The sequence below is a fragment of the Sphingopyxis macrogoltabida genome (assembly GCF_001307295.1).
Lineage (GTDB): Bacteria > Pseudomonadota > Alphaproteobacteria > Sphingomonadales > Sphingomonadaceae > Sphingopyxis > Sphingopyxis macrogoltabida_B.
On sequence record NZ_CP012700.1, the window covers coordinates 3,804,398 to 3,821,662 of the forward strand.

16 protein-coding genes are annotated in these 17,265 nt (G+C 65.6%); 4 read left to right on the forward strand and 12 right to left on the reverse strand.

Translation table 11 applies throughout. The features are described from left to right. Window positions 1–232: 232 nt before the first annotated feature. Window positions 233–2,227: a serine hydrolase domain-containing protein gene (locus AN936_RS17755; RefSeq protein ID WP_201782928.1), complete on the forward strand. Its 1,995-nt coding sequence runs from the start codon at window positions 233–235 to the stop codon at window positions 2,225–2,227. A gap of 67 nt (window positions 2,228–2,294) precedes the next feature. Here AN936_RS17755 and AN936_RS17760 read toward each other — a convergent pair whose 3' ends face one another. From AN936_RS17760 to AN936_RS17775, 4 genes are read right to left on the reverse strand one after another with little or no spacing between them, the layout of a single operon-like run. Beyond that, window positions 2,295–3,335 (reverse strand): alcohol dehydrogenase family protein, encoded by a 1,041-nt coding sequence (locus AN936_RS17760; RefSeq protein ID WP_054589261.1) that lies wholly within the window; start codon window positions 3,333–3,335, stop codon window positions 2,295–2,297. A gap of 21 nt (window positions 3,336–3,356) precedes the next feature. Then, on the reverse strand, window positions 3,357–4,583 hold the full coding sequence (locus AN936_RS17765) for an acyl-CoA dehydrogenase family protein (RefSeq protein WP_054589262.1): 1,227 nt from the start codon (window positions 4,581–4,583) through the stop codon (window positions 3,357–3,359). Between the two features lie 14 nt (window positions 4,584–4,597). Then, window positions 4,598–5,335 (reverse strand): SDR family NAD(P)-dependent oxidoreductase, encoded by a 738-nt coding sequence (locus tag AN936_RS17770; RefSeq protein ID WP_054589263.1) that lies wholly within the window; start codon window positions 5,333–5,335, stop codon window positions 4,598–4,600. 11 nt (window positions 5,336–5,346) lie between these two features. Continuing rightward, window positions 5,347–6,372 (reverse strand): phosphotransferase family protein, encoded by a 1,026-nt coding sequence (locus AN936_RS17775; RefSeq protein ID WP_234715621.1) that lies wholly within the window; start codon window positions 6,370–6,372, stop codon window positions 5,347–5,349. A 74-nt stretch (window positions 6,373–6,446) separates the two neighbouring features. Between AN936_RS17775 and AN936_RS17780 the strand changes: the two genes are divergently transcribed. After that, window positions 6,447–7,082, forward strand: a complete 636-nt coding sequence (locus AN936_RS17780; RefSeq protein ID WP_054589265.1) for a TetR/AcrR family transcriptional regulator — start codon at window positions 6,447–6,449, stop codon at window positions 7,080–7,082. A gap of 2 nt (window positions 7,083–7,084) precedes the next feature. Here the strand turns inward: AN936_RS17780 and AN936_RS17785 are convergent, their stop codons facing one another. The 7 genes from AN936_RS17785 to AN936_RS17815 all read right to left on the reverse strand — a co-directional run bounded on the left by AN936_RS17785 (window position 7,085) and on the right by AN936_RS17815 (window position 14,542). Continuing rightward, entirely contained in the window at window positions 7,085–8,581 is a 1,497-nt protein-coding gene (locus AN936_RS17785; protein ID WP_201782929.1) for a long-chain-fatty-acid--CoA ligase, read from the reverse strand. Beyond that, window positions 8,578–9,084, reverse strand: coding sequence for a hypothetical protein (locus tag AN936_RS17790; RefSeq protein WP_149037706.1), 507 nt, complete (start codon window positions 9,082–9,084; stop codon window positions 8,578–8,580). The genes AN936_RS17785 and AN936_RS17790 overlap by 4 nt, the downstream gene beginning before the upstream one ends. Then, window positions 9,081–10,172 (reverse strand): zinc-binding dehydrogenase, encoded by a 1,092-nt coding sequence (locus AN936_RS17795; RefSeq protein WP_234715622.1) that lies wholly within the window; start codon window positions 10,170–10,172, stop codon window positions 9,081–9,083. Before AN936_RS17795 ends, AN936_RS17790 begins: the two co-directional genes overlap by 4 nt. Continuing rightward, window positions 10,169–10,687: a cupin domain-containing protein gene (locus tag AN936_RS17800; protein ID WP_054589268.1), complete on the reverse strand. Its 519-nt coding sequence runs from the start codon at window positions 10,685–10,687 to the stop codon at window positions 10,169–10,171. The genes AN936_RS17795 and AN936_RS17800 overlap by 4 nt, the downstream gene beginning before the upstream one ends. A 13-nt stretch (window positions 10,688–10,700) precedes the next feature. Further along, the gene (locus AN936_RS17805) at window positions 10,701–11,492 is read right to left on the reverse strand and encodes an SDR family NAD(P)-dependent oxidoreductase (protein WP_054589269.1); all 792 of its coding nucleotides are present in this window, start codon (window positions 11,490–11,492) and stop codon (window positions 10,701–10,703) included. A gap of 13 nt (window positions 11,493–11,505) precedes the next feature. Then, on the reverse strand, window positions 11,506–13,830 hold the full coding sequence (locus AN936_RS17810) for a TonB-dependent receptor (RefSeq protein ID WP_158500111.1): 2,325 nt from the start codon (window positions 13,828–13,830) through the stop codon (window positions 11,506–11,508). A 106-nt stretch (window positions 13,831–13,936) separates the two neighbouring features. Then, window positions 13,937–14,542, reverse strand: coding sequence for a TetR/AcrR family transcriptional regulator (locus AN936_RS17815; protein WP_054589271.1), 606 nt, complete (start codon window positions 14,540–14,542; stop codon window positions 13,937–13,939). Window positions 14,543–14,760: 218 nt separating this feature from the next. Between AN936_RS17815 and AN936_RS17820 the strand changes: the two genes are divergently transcribed. Beyond that, window positions 14,761–15,885, forward strand: a complete 1,125-nt coding sequence (locus tag AN936_RS17820; RefSeq protein ID WP_054589272.1) for a phosphotransferase family protein — start codon at window positions 14,761–14,763, stop codon at window positions 15,883–15,885. Beyond that, complete coding sequence (locus AN936_RS17825) at window positions 15,882–16,892, forward strand: DUF7065 domain-containing protein (RefSeq protein WP_054589273.1); 1,011 nt, start codon at window positions 15,882–15,884, stop codon at window positions 16,890–16,892. The genes AN936_RS17820 and AN936_RS17825 overlap by 4 nt, the downstream gene beginning before the upstream one ends. Here AN936_RS17825 and AN936_RS17830 read toward each other — a convergent pair. Beyond that, window positions 16,889–17,260 (reverse strand): EthD domain-containing protein, encoded by a 372-nt coding sequence (locus tag AN936_RS17830; RefSeq protein ID WP_054589274.1) that lies wholly within the window; start codon window positions 17,258–17,260, stop codon window positions 16,889–16,891. The genes AN936_RS17825 and AN936_RS17830 overlap by 4 nt on opposite strands. Window positions 17,261–17,265: the final 5 nt, after the last annotated feature.

The window sequence follows — 17,265 nt, forward strand, 5'->3', positions numbered from 1 at the left end:
TCACGATACCCGAATATGACTGGGGCGATGCGGACAGGCTCAAGACGATGGTGATCGGGGCTGCGATACTCGGGCTACGATGAAATGAGTTGCCGAGATCTTCACGACGGATGACCTGAGGATGAAGGCGCGCCCCGCCGCCGGCCACCCGACGACCGTCTTTCCGGAGGCCGTTGCAACCTCACCATAAGCCATTCATAACGGCCAAGAGAATCTGGGGGGATTTATGAAAATGCGATCATTCTTCGTCGGGCTGAGCTTGTCGGCGGCGCTTCTTGCCGTTTCCCCGGCGGCGGCGGAACAACCCTCGCCTGCCCCGGCATCGATCGCAGTGGGATCCGATGCGTCGATGGTTCCCCCGGAAGGCTGGAGTGTCGCGCGCGAGGGCAATATGGTCCGCTTCGTTCCGCCCGAAGCCAATCTCGTCATCACGCTCGTCCCTGTCGCCGGGGCGAAAAGCGGAGCGGATGCCGCCGCAGCGGCCTGGACGATGGCCAAGCCCGGTTTCTCCCGCCCCGTCCATTTGTCCCAGACCCTGCCCGCGCGCGACGGGTGGGACGAGGTTGTCGTCGTCAGCTACGACGTCCCCCCGGCCGAAAATGCGGTTGCCCAGGCCGTCGCATCGCGGAAAGGCACGGCATGGACCGTGGTGACGATCGACGGCGCCCTCGCAACCCTCGCCAAGCGGGGCGCGCAGATCAACACCGCCGCCGACACGCTTCGCCCCGCCAATTACACCAAGGAGAGCTTCGCGGGCCGCCAGCCGCATGCGCTCGATACCGCGCGGATCGCCGAGCTCGAAACCTTCATCCGCACTTCGATGGACGAGCTCAAAATCCCCGGCGCCGGCATCGCGCTGATCGACGATGGCAAGATCGTCTATGAGCGCGGGATCGGCGTGAAGGATATCGAGACCGGCGCGCCGGTCGACAAGGACACGCTGTTCATGATCGCGTCGAACACGAAAGGCATGGCGACGCTGCTGCTCTCCACCCTGGTGGATCAGGGCAAGCTCGACTGGGACAAGCCGGTGATCGACTATATGCCGAGCTTCCGCCTCGGCGATGCAGAGACGACACGCAAGGTGCTCGTCAAGCATCTCGTCTGCGCCTGCACGGGCCTGCCGCGAAAGGACATGCTGTGGCTGTTCAACACGCGCCCCGAAACGGGCGCCGACGACACGTTCCGGCAGCTTGCCGAGACCCAGCCGACCTCGGGGTTCGGCGAGGTGTTCCAGTATAACAATCTGATGGCGAGCGCGGCGGGCTATCTCGGCGCGCATATCCTTTATCCCGACCTGGAAATCGGCGCGGCGTTCGACCGCGCGATTCAGGAAAGGATTTTCGACCCGCTCGGCATGCGCGACAGCACGATGAGCAATCCGAAGGCGATCGCAGGCAATTGGGCCAAGCCCTATGACACCGACCTCGACGACAAGATCGCGCTGGTCGATATGAAGTTCAACGACACCGTCGTGCCCTATCGCCCGGCAGGAGGCGCCTGGTCGTCGGCGCACGACATGGCGCTCTATGTTCTCAACGAGCTCAAACAGGGCGAGCTGCCCGGCGGCAAGCGGATGGTCTCGGCCCGGAATCTGCTCGCGCGCCGGGTCCATTATGTGCCGACCGGCGAGAACCAATGGTATGGCATGGGTCTCGAGGATGACGCCAGCAGCGGCGTCTCCGTCATCTCGCACGGGGGCAGCCTGTTCGGCTACAAGAGCAACTGGTTCGCGCTCCCCGCATCGGGGATCGGCGTGGTTGTCCTGACCAACTCGGAAAATGGCTACACACTGGCCAATCAGGTCAAGCGCCGGCTGCTCGAACTTGTTTTCGACGGCAAGCCCGAGGCGAAGGAAAATGTCGCCAGCGCCGTAAAGCGCAATGCCGAATCCTTCGCCAAATTCCGCAGCGAACTGACGCTCCCTGTCGGTGCGGAGGCATCGAAAGCGTGGGTCGGCGAATATTCGAATCCCGAACTCGGCCCCCTGTCGGTACAATATAGAAACGGCACGCTGTCGGTCCGGGCGACTTCGATATGGTCGGACGTCGCGACGAAGACAAACAAGGACGGGACGATTTCGCTGGTCACCATCTCGCCGGGGATCGGCGGCGTCGACCTGCTGGCGGCGACGCGCGACGGCAAACGGGCGCTCATTCTCAATGACGGCCAGCACGAATATGTGTTCATCGAGGCACGCGACGGTGGGGTAGCTGCGGCTCGCTGAACCCCGGACGCAAATTTCATCGCCTTCACCCGCCGCCGGACACAGCCTTTGGGCCGGCACGGGTTCTTCAGTCGGGCACCAGAAGCATCTTGAGCGCCCCGGCGCTGCGCCCGTCGAACAGCTTGTAGGCTTCGGCCCCCGCGCTCAGCGGCATGCGATGGCTGATATATTTTTCGGGTTTCAACCGGCCCGACTGCACCAGCGGGAACAGCGTCGGCAGTTCCTCGGGCACCGAACAGGTGCCGGCGCGGAAGGTCAGGCCCGCAGCGAAGAAGCGTTCGAGCGGGAAGGCATAGCGGCGCGATTGCTGTACCCCGATCACCGACACGGTGCCGCGCGCGCGGACGAGGCGGAGCGCCAGATCGACCGCCTCGTCGCGCCCGACGACCTCGATTGCGCAGTCGAGCTTGCGTCCCTTCGTGGCCTCGCGGATCGTTTCGACCGCTTCGCCCGGATGGAGCGCGATGGCGCCCGCTTCCTCGGCCAGCGCGCGCCGCTCCGCGACCGGGTCGATCGCATAGACGACGTGCGCGCCCATGACGAAGGCGCTTTCGACCGCCATCAGGCCGATCGGCCCCAGCCCGATCACCGCGACGCTGCTGCCCGGGACGATGTCGGCGTTGCGAGCGCCGAACCATGCGGTCGCGAGCGCGTCGGTCATCAGGAGCGCCTGCTCCTCCGACACGCCGTCGGGGATCGGCACCGCATTGACGTCGGCGGCAGGAACACGCACCGCCTCCGCCTGCGAACCCTGCAGCTTTGCCGACAGGCCGTAGCAAGAACCCATGCCATATTCGCAGAGGTTGACGACGCCGGCGAGGCACTGGCGGCACGATCCGCAGCCGACCGCGGCAGGGATCATCACCTTGTCGCCGACCTTCAGCCGCGACACACCGCGCCCGGTCTCGACGACCTCCCCCACCGCTTCGTGCCCGACGCAGAAGCCGACATCCTCCGAAAAGCCGTGGCCGTGATAGATGTGCAGGTCGCTGCCGCAGATCGCGCAGGCGGTGACCCTGACGATCGCGTCGCGATCCGACTGCGGCGTCGGGTCATCCATGCTCTCGTAGCGGATGTCGTGCGCGCCGTAATAGCGAAGGGCTTTCATGGCCGTGGCTCCCCGTCCCGCTCAGCGCCGGTTCGCGGCGACATATTCGGCGATCTTCTGCTTGCCGAGCTGCGACATATGCACTTCCTCGGGTCCGTCGGTGATGCGGACGTAGCGGTTGAGCGTGAAGAAATAGGCGATCGGCGTGTCCTCGCTGACCCCCATGCCGCCATGCGCCTGGATCGCGCGGTCGGAAACGGTCTGCGCCATCGTCGGCGCGACGACCTTGATCGCGGCGATCAGATCCTTCGCCTGCTTGTTGCCATAGCGGTCCATCGCATCGGCGGCCTTCAGCGTCAGCAGCCGCGCCATTTCGACCTCGCAAAAGCTTTTCGCGACGTCTTGGCGGATGCTGCTCTGGTCGGCAAGCTTCTTGCCGAAGGCGACACGGCTGTCGACGCGGCGCGCCATATGTTCGAGCGCGCGCTGTGCCTGCCCGATCGAGCGCATGCAGTGGTGGATGCGGCCCGGCCCGAGGCGCCCCTGCGCAATCTCGAAGCCGCGCCCCTCGCCGAGGATCAGATTTTCCTTCGGCACGCGGACATTGTCGAAGCGCAGTTCGGACTCGCCGCCCGGCGAATTATACGATCCGAAGACGGTCTGATGTCGGACCACCGTCACCCCCGGCGTGTCGCGCGGGACGAGGATCTGCGAATGCTGCGCGTGGCGCGGTGCGTCGAAATCGGTCTTGCCCATCACGATGAAGATGTCGCAGCGCGGGTGCATCGCGTTCGAAATCCACCATTTGCGACCGTTGATGACATAATCGTCGCCATCGGGGATAATCGACAGTTCGAGGTTTGTCGCGTCGGACGAGGCTACTTGCGGCTCGGTCATCACATAGGCCGAGCGGATCTCGCCCGCGAGGAGCGGCTTCAGCCATTTTTCCTGCTGCTGCGGCGATCCGAATTTCGCCAGCACCTCCATATTACCGGTGTCGGGCGCCGAGCAGTTGAAGACCTGGCTCGACCAGGGCACGCGCCCGAACAGTTCGGCCAGCGGCGCATATTCGAGGTTGGTGAGACCCGGCGAGAATGCGCCATATTCGTGCGGCAGGAACAGGTTCCACAGCCCCTGTTCGCGCGCCTTGTCCTTCAGCGCCTCCATCCCCGGCCATTCCTGCCAGCGATTGTCCTGATCGTGAACGAAATCATAATAGGCCTGCTCGTTGGGATAGATATGCTCGTCCATGAAGGCTTCGATCCGGGCGAGGAGCGCGGCGACCTTGTCGCTATATTCGAAATTCATCTGTCAGCCTTTCGTTAGAGGGAGAGCCCGCCATCGACGATGAGCGTGTGGCCGGTGACATAGGAAGCGAGCGGCGACGCGAGGAAGATCGCGCCGCCCGCCATGTCGCCGGGCGTGCCCATCCGCCGCTGCGGGATGTGGGCGAGCGTGCCTTGCAATCGCTCGGGGTTCTGGGTGGTGACCTTGGTCAGCTTGGTATCGACGAGGCCGGGAGCGAGCCCGTTGACGCGGATGCCGTCGGCGGCGAACGCCTGTCCCAGCGTCTTGGTCAGGCTGATCGCGCCCGCCTTCGACGCGGCATAGGCGGGGTTGCCGATATTGCCCGTCAGCCCCGAGATCGAACTGACGATGACGATCGAGCCGCCCGCATCGGAGAGCTGCGCGCGGAACTTGCGCGATATGTGCATCAGGCTGTCGAGATTGACCGCCATCACGCGGTCCCACCCCGCGCGCTCGAACTCGCCGCGGCGATAGACGACGGTGCCCTGGCACAGGATCAACACGTCGAGCCCGTCGAACGGCAGGCCCGCCGCCTCGATCGCATCGGGATCGCCGACATCGACGCAGCTGTAGCCGAGCCCGCTCAGGTCCGATCCGTCCGCCGCGTCGTAATCGCTCGCCGCCGCACGCGTGCCCCAGACATGGACCTCGGCGCCGCGCTCGCGAAAGCCATGCGCAACACCGTTGCCGATGCCGCTCGACCCGCCGACGACCAGCACCCGCCGGCCCGTGAAATCGGTATCGTCCTTCATTTCTCTTTCCTTCAGCTGATGCGGCGCAGCGCGCGGTCGAACAGGTCGAGCGTATGGGCGTGAAGCCGGTCGCCCGTTTCCTTCGGCGCCTTGCCGGCACAGGCGCGGGCATGCGTGCCCTCGAGGATGATGCCAAGCTTGTAGCAGGCGAGGACGACATACCAGTCGAGCGCCGCGAGATCGCGGCCGCTGACCGCGGCATAGTGCTGGGCGAGCTCGTCGGGAGCCGCGAACCCCTCCCACGGCGTGATTGCAACGTCGGTCGCACGCGGCGCGTCACCCTCGGGCCAGGTCGCAAGCAACCAGCCGAGATCGAGCAAGGGATCGCCGATCGTACTCAATTCCCAGTCGACCACCGCAGCAAGGTCGCCACTGTCGGGGCGCACCATGACGTTCGCGAGATGGAAATCGCCATGGATGATGCCGGGGCGGAAATCCGCCGGACGATGCGCGTCGAGCCAGTCCGCGACGCGCTCGACCCCGGGGATCGCTTCGGGACCGGGCCATTCGGCGAAATCGGCATAGCTTGCGAGCTGCGCCTTCCACCGCCCGACCTGCCGTTCGAGATAATTGTCGGGCTTGCCGAAGCCGTCGAGCCCGACCGCGCGATAATCGAGCCCGCCGAGCGCCGCGATCGCCTCGACCATCGACAGGCCGATGCGATGACGGACTGCCCTGTCGCCGGCATGCAGCGCGGCCAGCCCCTGCGTCGGGTTGAAGCCCTCGACGGGTTCCATCAGATAAAAGGCGACGCCCAGCACATCTTCTTCGGCGCAGGCCGCGACGAGACGCGGGTGCGGCACCGCCGTGCCGTCGAGCGCGGCGAGCACGCGCGCCTCGCGCCGCATCGTATCGTTGGAATTGACGCGCGGTACCGGCGGCGGGCGGCGGAGCACATAGGCCGCCTCGCCGCGGCGAAAGCGCATCAGGATATTCTGGGTGCCGCCCGACAACAGGCGCGCGTCGGCAATCGGCCCGAAGCCGACGCCCTGCCCGTCCATCCAGCGCTGGAGCGCCGGGAGATCGACTCCCTCCATCATCCTCTTCCCGTTCTTTATCCATTTGGATAAATGCATTTGACGCGTGCCGCTGTCAATGGCAAATGCGGCGCATGCCCCGTGCCCCCTCGACCGCGCATTCCGAAGCGCCCGCCCATATCAGGGCGGTGGCGCTGAAACTTTTTGCCGAACGCGGCATCGACGGGGTGACGGTGCGCCAGATCGCCGAGGCGGCGGGGCAGAAGAACCACGCCGCGCTCACCTATTATTTCGGGTCCAAGGAGGCGCTGATCCGCGAGTTGATCGTCGACGGCGCACGCGCGATCGACGAACGGCGCAACGCCGCGCTCGATGGCAGCGTCGCGGCCGGCGGGCCGCGCAGCGTCGTCGAGGTGATGGAGATATTGGTCGAAACCTCCGTCGACCCGGACCCTCCGCCATGGGGCGAATGCTACAACCGCTTCATCGTCGGCCTGCAACTGTCGAACCGGGCGCTGTTCATGGACGCACTCGCGGGGCGCTGGAACTCCGGCTATCAGCGCTGCCTCGACGAGGTCCGGCGCCTGATGCCGGAAGCCCCGCCCGACCTGCTCAACCAGCGGCTCGTCTTCATGGGCGGCGCGATCAACGGCATATTGGCGGGCCGCGAAACCGAACTTGCCGACCGGTCGCGCCAGCACCCGATGTGGTCGCATGCGGAAACGCTGGGCCGCGTCGCCCGCGCGCTGGCGTCGATCATCGAGGGCTGACCTCAGCCGCGCAGCTCGGCCTTCAAGATCTTGCCCGCGGCCGAGAGCGGCATTTCGCGGCGAAACTCGACCGAGCGCGGGCATTTATAGGCGGCGAGCTTTGTACGCATATAGGCAATGATCTCGTCGGCATCCGCTTGCGGTGCCTGATTCGCGACGATCACCGCATGGACGCGTTCGCCCCAGCGTGTATCGGGGAGCCCGACGACGGCACATTGCGACACCGCCGGATGGCCCGCCAGCACGGCTTCGACCTCGACCGAATAGACATTCTCGCCGCCGGTAATGATCATATCCTTCAGGCGGTCGACGACATGGATATAGCCGTCGGCGTCCATCCGCCCGACGTCGCCGGTGTGCATCCAGCCGCCACGCAATGCTTCGGCCGTTTCCTCGGGCCGGTTCCAGTAGCCGCTCATCACCGCCTCGCCGCGCGCGACGATCTCGCCGATTGCGCCGGCCGGCACCTCGACATCGTCGGGGTCGACGATGCGCGCCTCGATCGCCATCACCGCGCGCCCGGCCGAGCGCCGCCGCTGAGGGTCGCGGTGGTCGGCGGGCTTGAGCAGCGAGATCGAGCCCGACGTCTCGGTCATGCCATAGCCCTGCACGAAACCGACGCGCGGCATCGCGGCAATCGCACGGTCCATCAGCGCGGGCGGCATCGGTGCCGCGCCATAATAGATGCGCTCGACGCTGGTGAGATCATGCTCGCCGAAGCGCGGATGGTCGAGCACCGCCAGCAACATCGTCGGGACGAGGAACAGGTCGGTAACATGCTGGGCCGTGATCGCCGCCATCACCGCCTCGGCATCGAAGGCCGGCAAGAAGACATGCCGCCCGCCGCCGAGCAAACAGGCGAGGAAGCCCGAGATCGCACCGACATGGAACAAGGGCGCGGTGTGCAGCATGCATTCGCCCGGCGCCGCGTCGCCCGCGCCCGCGAGGCACAGCGCATAGGTCATCAGCGCGCGGTGCGAGAGCATCACCCCCTTCGACCGTCCGGTGGTGCCGCCGGTATAGAGGATCATCGCCAGATCGTCGCCGTGGCGCAGATGCTCGCCGGGTTCGTCAGCAGCGGCGATCAACTGCTCGAATACCGGTCCGGCAATCGCGACCTCGCGCAGCGCCGGGGCCGCCCGGCGAATGTCCCGCAGCATGGCCCGGAAATCCGGATCGACGATCAACACCTCGGCGCCGCAATCGGCGAGCGCATAGGCAATCTCGTCGGCGGTCCAGCGCGTATTGACGGGACAGGCGACCGCGCCGGCCCACAGGCTGCCGAACAGGAAATCGACGAACAATTCGCCATTGGGCGCGAGCAACGCAACGCGGTCGCCCGGCGCAACGCCGAGACTTTGCAAGACCCCCGCAATACGGCGCGTTCGCAAGGCGACCTCACGCCAGTTGCGCTGCCGCCCCCTGTCGACGGTCGCGACCCGATCCGGCATTTCGCGCGCGGCGCGGTGCATCGGCTGGGTGATCGCGAGGCCCATCATGCCACGGCCACCGTGCGACGCGCCACGATTGTGCGTCCGGCCGCGACGATGCTGCCGAAATAGAGTGTGGCGAGCGTAATCGCCGCCATGACATGGCCAAAGCTTTCGCCCGCCTGCAGCAGCGGCGCGGCCATCACGGTGAGATAGAGCATATAGGGCCGGTTGATGAGCAACGGCAGCCAGCCGCGAAGCTGGCAATAGATCGCGGCGACGATCAGGCCGAGCACCGGCGCCACACCGGCCAGCCCGCCGTGAACCGCGCCGTATTGCAGCAGCCACGCCGTCGCCGTCCCGCCGCACGCGCCGACGAGCAGCGGTGCGAGCGCCTTGCCCTCGACCATATCGACGCTGCCCCAGTACCAGAGCAGCAGGAAGCCAGCGTAGAGCGGCGTCAGTCCGAACAGAAAACCGAGCGCGATGAACCCTGCAATCAGCAGTACGACACCGCCGGTGACGACCGCCGCCTGCCCGCCCGCCATCGCCGGGGCCGCTTCGTCGCTCACCGCCAAGGCTCCACGACGATCTTCACCTGATCGCCGGGCGAAGCCAGCCGCTCGAAAGCCGCCGGGGCATCGGCTAGCCCGACCTGATCGGTCAGGAACGCCGACCCGTCGATCGCGCCTTCACCGAGCGCGTGCAGCGTGTCGGCGAACTCGCCCTGCGAATAAGCCCAGACAAAGCTGAAGCGCATCTGCTTGTTGATGCCGAGCACGGGGAGGATGCGGTCGTCCTCCATGCACGCGCCGACCACGACGATATGCGCGAGCGGCGGCGCCTGTTCGAGCAGGTTCTGCAGCATGCCGGGCACGCCCACGCATTCGAAGACGATCGCGTCGCGCATCGAGCGGCCCAACAATTGCGCCATGCCGAAGGTGGCGAGCGTCGCGGGGACGTCGAGCGCCTCCCAATGATCGTGCGGCGAGGTTGCGGCAGGATCGACGACAATGTCGGCGCCGAGCCGTTCGGCGCGTGCGCGGCGCGCCGGCGAGAAATCGGCGGCGATGATCGGACCGATGCCGCGGCGCTTCAGCGCAACAATCACCGCGAGCCCGATCGGACCGCAACCGATCACCATCGCGACGCTACCCGGCTCCGGATTGGCGACCGCGACGGCATGGGTGCCCACCGAGAGCGGCTCTGTCAGTGCCGCGATCTCGGACGGAAGACCGTTCGGCACCGGCAGCAGCAACGCCTCGGTGAGTAGCACGCGCTCGGCGAACGCGCCGCGATAGCGGGTCGAAAAGCCGATCAGTTCGGCGCCGAGCGGCCCGAAGGCGAAGGGCGTCGAGACGACGCGCGTCCCCGCCGCGAAGCGCTTTTCGGTCCCCGGTCCATGGTCGAGGATCTCGGCGCAGAACTCGTGTCCCAGCACCAGATCCTGCGACGGATCGATCGTGTCGGGTGCACCGCAGCGGCGGCCGATTTCGACGCCATGTTCCAGATGATGGACGGCGTGCAGGTCCGATCCGCAGATCCCGCAGGCGAGCGTCTTCGCGACGACCTGCTCCGCCTCGGGCACGACATCGGGGACGTCGGTGACGGTCAGCGCGGCGCCGCGGCGCACCGCCGCGCGCATCGTGGCACCGCTCATTTGATGCCTGCAAGTTCGGTCGGCTTGCGCTGGCCTGCCCAGCCCGGCTTTTCCTTGCGCAACCCGTCGACGATCTTGTCCCAGAATGCCGCGGTGTTGCCCCGAAAGCGGATATCGAACGCATCGGCGGTGCGGAACTCCAGCACCTCGACGCCTTCGGGGCCGGGCTTGTAGGTATAGGGGACGTCGGTGCCGACATAGAAGCCGTCGCCGGGGCCGAGCTCTTCGGTCCCAAGCTTCAGCGAACCCGCGATGATATAATAGAGGCAATCGGCATTGTGGCTGTGCAGCGGCAATGGAAAGCCGCTCTTGAACCACGCGTAGGTCAGGCTCATCCCCGGCATCGAGAAGAGCAGCTTCACCTCGTTGCCGTCGTCGGCCCCCTCGGCGGTGGCGCGGACGATGCCGTCCTCGATCACCGGGGTGATGCCCGAATATTCCATGCACGACGTCTCGCTGTACGGCGGCGCGTCGGCGGCGCGGTAGACTTCGAAGCTCGGTTTTTTGGCAGTCATCGTCTCTATCCTTTCACGCTGTGCCCGCGGCGCCCAGCACATCGCGGAGGTCGGGCTGGCCCGTATGCGCGGTCAGCCCGCCGTCGACGGGAACGGTCGCGCCGGTCATGCCGCTGGCATCGTCCGAAGCGAGGAACAGCGCGACGGCGGCGATCTCCTCGGGACGTGCGAAGCGACCCGCCGGCACGATCCGCTCCCATTCGGTACGCAGTCCCTCGATCTCATCGACGCCGCTGGTAAGAAGCGGCGTATCGACGGGCCCCGGACAGATGGAGTTGGCGCGGATGTTGTCGCGCGCATGGTCGATCGCGAGGCAGCGGGTGTAATTGATCACCCCCGCCTTCGCGGCATTATAGGCGGTGAAACCATAGTCAGCGGCCATGCCCGAGGCCGATGCGGTATTGACGATGGCTCCACCGCCGCGCGCTTTCAAATGGGGGATGACGGCGCGGCAGGCATAGAAGACGGCGTCGAGATTGACCGCGATACAGCGGCGCCATTGCTCGATGTCCATATCGGGGGTCAGGCCGAAATTGCCGATCCCCGCATTGTTGAAGAGGATGTCGATGCCGCCGAAGCGACGGGCCGTCTTGTCGGCGAGCGGCGCGAAGGCATCGGCGTCGGAGACGTCGATCAGCTCGTAAGCCACGCGCTCGCCCAGTTCGGCCGCGAGCGCGGCGGCGCGCTCGACGTCGAGCTCGGCGATCATCACCGATCCGCCCTCGGCGACGAAGCGGCGCACGAACGCCTCCCCGATGCCCGAGGCGCCGCCGGTGACGATCGCGGTCTTGCCTGCAAATCGCATGGCTTCAGCTCCCTCAGTAACGCCAGCCGACCGAGATGCCGTAGGTCGCGGGGCGGCCGGCCATGCGCCAGGCGGTGTCGGCCTGGAAGGTCGAGTTCCAGTAATATTCGTTGAAGATGTTGCGGCCCCACAATTGAACGCGCAGCTTGCCATCCTCGCTCTCGACCCCCGCGCGCACATCGACCAGCGTCCGCGCGTTGATACGCAGGATCGCGGGATCGCCGAAGGTCGAATTGGTCGCGCTGTTGTAATTGACGTTGGTGCCGATCACCGCGTTCCAGCGGTCGCTGACCGGCCATTTATACTGGACGTCGGCGGTCGCTTGCCACTTCGGGGTGAAGGGGAAGGCCGAGCCTTCATAGTCGGCGAAGACGCCTGTGCCGTTATAGCCGGTGAATTCGTCGATGCGGCTCTTTACATAAGTGCCTGACAGATTCGCGGTCAGCCCATCGACCGGGCGCCAGTCGATCGCAGCTTCGACGCCGTAGATGTGCGACGTCGGGATGTTGACCAGCCGTTCGAGCAGCCCGAAAATCGGGTCTAGGATGCGGCCACGCACCTGCTTGTCCTTATAATCATAATAGAAGCCCGCGGCGTTGAACTGCAGCGTGCGGTCGGCCAGCGGCAGCTTGAACCCGGCCTCATAGGCGAGCAAGGATTCCTGCGTCGCGGGCAGGAAGCCCGTGAAGGACGAGGCCGGCACCGTCGGAAATCCGCCCGCCTTCCACCCGCGCGAGATATTGGCATAGACGATCGCGCGATTGTCGAACGTATAGGTCAGCCCGCCGCGCCACGAGATATTGTCCTGCTTCAGTTCGTCGACGACCAGCGACGGCTGGAATTCGGGACTGAAAGTCAGGCAGCCGCCGGCGGGGATCGGCGTGATCGGCGGGGCGCCGGTGAACAGCTCGGTCAGCACGTTGAAGCTCAAATAGGTCGTGCCGTCGCCGTCATAGCCGCAACCGTCGAAGCTGCGTTCGTTGCGCGTGTAGCGGATGCCCCCCTGCGCAGTCAGATTCGGCGTTAGATCATATTCGACGTTCGCATAGCCGGCATAGGTGGTCACCTTCTGGTTGGTGAACACCGCCGACACGGTCAGGATCGGCAGACCGGGGATGATGACGTTGCTGCTGAGATCGTTCGTGAACAGGATCTGCTGCTCGCTCGCCTTGTCGTGCGAATAATTGGCGCCGAGAATCCAGCGCGCGTCGCCGCTGGTGCCGGTGAGGCGCAATTCCTGGAAGAAGCTCTTGACGCTGCCCGGGGTATAGCTGTCGAGCTGGCGCCACTGGGTGGCGTCGAGATCTTGCGTCGCATCGGTGTTGAATTCGAGCCACGAGGTGATCGAGGTCAGGCGGACGTCGTCCGACACATCCCAGTCGGTACGCAGCGACGCCTGATAGAAATCATCGTCGCGGCGCATCGGCGTCGACGCCGACCAGTTGGCGGCGCGCGCATTTTCCGGCGCGAGCGGGGTGGCGAGGACATAGGGATAGGCGCCCGCCGGGTTATAGGGCGTGTGCGCGGTCAGTTGCGGCGCCTGCACGTCGGACTTGTCGCGCCAGCCGTTGAGGTTGAGCGTGAATTCGAGCGTGTCAGTCGGATTCCAGACAACCAGCGCGCGGCCCGCGATGCGGCGCGCGCGGCCGAGCTTGTCGTCGCGGGTATAATTTTGCTGCCAGGCGCCGCCCTCGTCGATGCGCGCGCTGAGGCGCACGCCCAGCGTGTCGGTGACCGGTGCGCTGACAAAGCCCGACAGCTCCAGCGCGCCGAAACGGCCGAAGCTGGCGTCGGCGCCTGCCTCGAAATCATTACCGGGCTTGGCGGAGATGTAGTTGATCGCGCCGCCGGTGGCATTCTGTCCATAGAGCGTGCCCTGCGGCCCCTTGAGCACTTCGACGCGCGACAGGTCGAGCGCGGCGCCCTGCGTCAGGATCGCGAAGGGCAGCGGCACTTCGTCGACATAGACGCTGACCGCGGGGGACGCGGCGAGGGTCGATTCGTAAAAGCCGACGCCGCGGATCGTATAGACCGGGGTTGCGATCTGGCTCTGGGTAAAGGTCAGGCCGGGCACGATCTTGGCGAGATCCGCAACGGTGCTGATGCCCTGCGAGACGAGCTGGTCGCCGCCGATCGCGGTGATCGACATCGGGACCGAGTTCAGCGACTGTTCGCGGCGCTGTGCGGTGACGATGATTTCGCCGGCATTGTCTGCCCGGGCGCTTGCGGCGCTATCGTCGCCGTCGGCTTCCGCCGTCTGCGCCATCGCCGGTGCGGCAGCCATCAACGCGATATAGGTAACGCCGGCACACAGCCGCGCGGCCACTCCCTTGGACATCATACTCTCCCTTTTTGGGGCCGGCTATTGATGCCGGCTCCCAATCAGGAAACCAGATTGTCCAAAATTAGTCAAGATCGACTAATCAAAGATGACTATTTTTATCCTATCGCGCGTCTCGTGCGGCGAGATTGGCGCAAAAACGCCGGTGCCGTTCCTTCATGCGTTCGATCGCAGCGAGGATCATTGGACGCGACTGGTTCACGCTATGCTCGATGATCAGGCCCCGCACGCTGGCGATCAGCAGCCAGCCGTGCGGAACCAGCGCCTCGGCATCGGTGAAACCCGCCTCGCTCGCGAGGTTGATGAACTCGTCGTGGATTTCCTGTTCGACCCGGCTCGTGATCGGCTGCAATCCGGCCAGCAGTTCGCCATCCCAGCGCGCGGCGAGCAGGATATCGGTCAGCGCCAGCCCTTCGGGCTGCGAATGGGTTTCCCATGAAATCCGCGCATAATCGGACAGTCGCTCGAAGGGGTCCTCGATCGCCTCGGCCATGACGCGCGCCGAATCCATTACGCGCCGCATCGCGCGCTCCGCCGTCGCCACCATCAGCGCCACCCGATTGGGGAATTGATGCAGGACCGACCCGCGGCTGAGACCGGCCTCGACCATGACATGCTCGATCGTCGTTGCCGTAAAACCCGCGCGCACGATACATTTGATCGTCGCGTCGAGAATCTTCTCGCGCGTATCGATTCCGCGTTTCGTCAAGCGTCTTGCCCGCCCGGAAACGGGCGCAGAGATGACTTCGGTCATCCGGCCATTTGACCGTATGGGACTGAAAGGTCAAATCCCGTGCCTCCTCTTCGGACGGCCCCAGACTCGTTCGCCGGAAGCGTGGCGATACGTCATGACGACTAAATTTGACAAAATTTATTTTTCGTCGCATTTTTCAAAAGAGGCCACGGACGAGGGCTTGGGAGATACCGATGGATAACGACAATGCGCTCGAAGCAAGCCGCGCGATTACGGGCGCGACCCAGCAGGGCGAAGATGACGAAATCGGGTTGCGACTGGAGAATTTCCTGCAACGGCAAACGGGTCTCGGGGGCAAAATAACGGCGATCCGGCTCGACGATGGACGACGCTCGGCAGGGGCGTCGAGCGGGACGATCCTGTTCGATGCCGACGTCGATACTGATACCGGTACGCGGGTCCGCAGACTCGTGTTTCGCTATGATCTGGGCGGCGCCTTCTTCAGCCAATATGCGCTGCCGCCGCAATTCGACATCATGCAGGCGCTGTACGCGCGCGGCCTCCCGGTCCCCAGGCCGCTCTGGCTCGATGCCGGCGGCGAGGTAAACGGCAAGCCCGGTCTGTTCATGGAACGGATCGAGGGCATCGCCCCCAGCACGATGCCCTTCAACGAAGGTCCCTATATGGCGGTTGGCGCGGCAGACCGGCACAGGATGTTGCTCGAAGCCGCGCGAACGCTTGCGGCGGTGCACGCGACGTCATCGGCAGGTCTCGCCGACGATCATTTTGCCCGGCGCGGCGGCGATGGCCACTATCTCGATCGCGAGATCGGCTGGACCCTCGTCGAACTGCGGCGGACGATCCCGCCTGCCGCACCCGGCGCGAAGGCCAATTTATACCGCGATATCCGCGACACGCTGGAGAAGGTCGCCGACTGGCTGACCGCGCATGCGCCGCGTCACCGCACCCCCGAACTCGCACACGGCGACGCGAATATCTCGAACTTCATGTACGACGACGCCGGCCAGGTCGTCGCCTTGCTCGACTGGGAGCTGGCGCATCACGGCGTCGGCGAAGCCGATCTGGCGTATCAGATCGCCGGGATCGCGCATTTCGCGCTGCTCGCGCCGCCGATCGACGGCATTCCGGCCCCCGACGAGATGATGGCCGCCTACGCGCAGGCGCGCGGCAAGCTCGAAGACTGGGACTTTGCGCAGGTACTCGGCGAATGGCGCCTCGCGGTCTTTGCCTCGATGGGGATGAGCCGGTTGCCGCCCGAGCTCGAGGATGTCGAGCGGACCTATTGGGCTGCTTCGCGCAAGCGCCTCGCGGCACTGGTGCCGGGGATCGGCGCATGATTGCGGCCGAGGATATCGTCATCCTGCCGGTCGAGGACGAGTGGCCGCACACCCCCGAACCCGACGCGCATTGGCAGGAAAGCGTCGTGCTCTGCTTTCAGGATATCGAACAGGGCCTCGGCGGCTTCATCCGCATCGGCCATCACCCGAACCTCGGGACCGGCAATTGCACCTTCGGCGTCGTGGCGCCGGGGGTCGGCTACAACCGCTCGCGGATCGACGTGCCGATGCGCGAGGATGATCGCTTCGCGACCGGCTTCGCGATCGACGGCTTCCTGACCGCAACGTTCGACAGCGCGACCAACCGCTGGGTCGCCGAAGATGCCGATTGCGCTCTCGACCTCCATGTCGAAAATCTCCACCCGCATTACGACGCCTGGGCGCTCTCGGGCCTGACCGGCGGCTTCCGCGAGAAATTTGCCGCGATGCATACCGAGGTCGCCGGGCGCGTGCGCGGAACGGTGCGGATCGGCGAGCGGACCTGGACCGTCGACGGCTTCGGCCATCGCGACCATAGCTGGGGGGTGCGTAAACACGACGATCCCGAAGCGGCGCTCGCGACCTTCTTCTGGCTCGTCGGTTCGTTCGGCCCCGACCTCATCTTCAGCATGAGCGAATCGATCACCTTTTCAGGCAAACGCAACCGCACCGGCTTCGTGATCCAGGGCGGAGAAATCGCTCGGCCGCTGACGCAGGATGCCCGCTTCGGCGTGACGCTCGACGGCATGACGATGCGCGACGCGCGCGTGACCTTCGACGCCGGCGCGCTGGGCACACACACGGTCGAACTCGAAGGGCTAGGCAATGTCCTGCTCGGGATGGGCGGACGCTATCTCGAGGTCGGTATGCCGGCGCGCGGGCGCTGGAACGGCCGTACCGGCGGGGTGCATCTCAGCACGTTGTTCAATGCGCGCGGAGGAACCGGCCAGCCGCCGATGCTGTTCGGCACCTCACCCGCGAACGGACTTTATCGCGCGCAGGCCTTTCAGGACGTGCGAAAACCCTAGTCGCCGACGATCGTGTGCGAGCGGGCGAAGAAGATTGGCGAACAGGCAAGGTCGATGAAACGCTGCTCGTCCTCGAACAGTGCGCGATTGGCGGCGCGCCGCGCCGGATCGCTGCCGCCGCCGAGCAGATCGGCTTCGCTGTTCCAGCCGAGTTCGGCAACGCCGTCGAAGGCTCCGTCGGTCCGGCGCCCCTTGAGCAACGCCCCGAGGACCGGATCGTCCAGCCGGTGGTGCTGGCGATAGAGCGCGAGCCCGATCGCCGGCGCATGGCGGGCGACGAGCGGCGCGTGCGTTTCGAGCCAATAGGTCTGGAATTCGGCAAGACTGAGCGAGGGCAGCCGGTGCAGGCAAAAGAGCATCCGGATCATCGGAG

Bases quoted from the DNA above. Each gene is read 5' to 3' on its own strand.
- AN936_RS17825 (WP_054589273.1), top strand. From the start codon at position 15,882: ATGATTGCGGCCGAGGATATCGTCATCCTGCCGGTCGAGGACGAGTGG.
- AN936_RS17785 (WP_201782929.1), bottom strand. From the start codon at position 8,581: ATGATGGGCCTCGCGATCACCCAGCCGATGCACCGCGCCGCGCGCGAA.
- AN936_RS17805 (WP_054589269.1), bottom strand. From the start codon at position 11,492: ATGCGATTTGCAGGCAAGACCGCGATCGTCACCGGCGGCGCCTCGGGC.
- AN936_RS17780 (WP_054589265.1), top strand. From the start codon at position 6,447: ATGCCCCGTGCCCCCTCGACCGCGCATTCCGAAGCGCCCGCCCATATC.
- AN936_RS17810 (WP_158500111.1), bottom strand. From the start codon at position 13,830: ATGTCCAAGGGAGTGGCCGCGCGGCTGTGTGCCGGCGTTACCTATATC.
- AN936_RS17775 (WP_234715621.1), bottom strand. From the start codon at position 6,372: ATGGAGGGAGTCGATCTCCCGGCGCTCCAGCGCTGGATGGACGGGCAG.
- AN936_RS17755 (WP_201782928.1), top strand. From the start codon at position 233: ATGCGATCATTCTTCGTCGGGCTGAGCTTGTCGGCGGCGCTTCTTGCC.
- AN936_RS17770 (WP_054589263.1), bottom strand. From the start codon at position 5,335: ATGAAGGACGATACCGATTTCACGGGCCGGCGGGTGCTGGTCGTCGGC.
- AN936_RS17765 (WP_054589262.1), bottom strand. From the start codon at position 4,583: ATGAATTTCGAATATAGCGACAAGGTCGCCGCGCTCCTCGCCCGGATC.
- AN936_RS17820 (WP_054589272.1), top strand. From the start codon at position 14,761: ATGGATAACGACAATGCGCTCGAAGCAAGCCGCGCGATTACGGGCGCG.
- AN936_RS17800 (WP_054589268.1), bottom strand. From the start codon at position 10,687: ATGACTGCCAAAAAACCGAGCTTCGAAGTCTACCGCGCCGCCGACGCG.
- AN936_RS17760 (WP_054589261.1), bottom strand. From the start codon at position 3,335: ATGAAAGCCCTTCGCTATTACGGCGCGCACGACATCCGCTACGAGAGC.
- AN936_RS17830 (WP_054589274.1), bottom strand. From the start codon at position 17,260: ATGATCCGGATGCTCTTTTGCCTGCACCGGCTGCCCTCGCTCAGTCTT.
- AN936_RS17795 (WP_234715622.1), bottom strand. From the start codon at position 10,172: ATGAGCGGTGCCACGATGCGCGCGGCGGTGCGCCGCGGCGCCGCGCTG.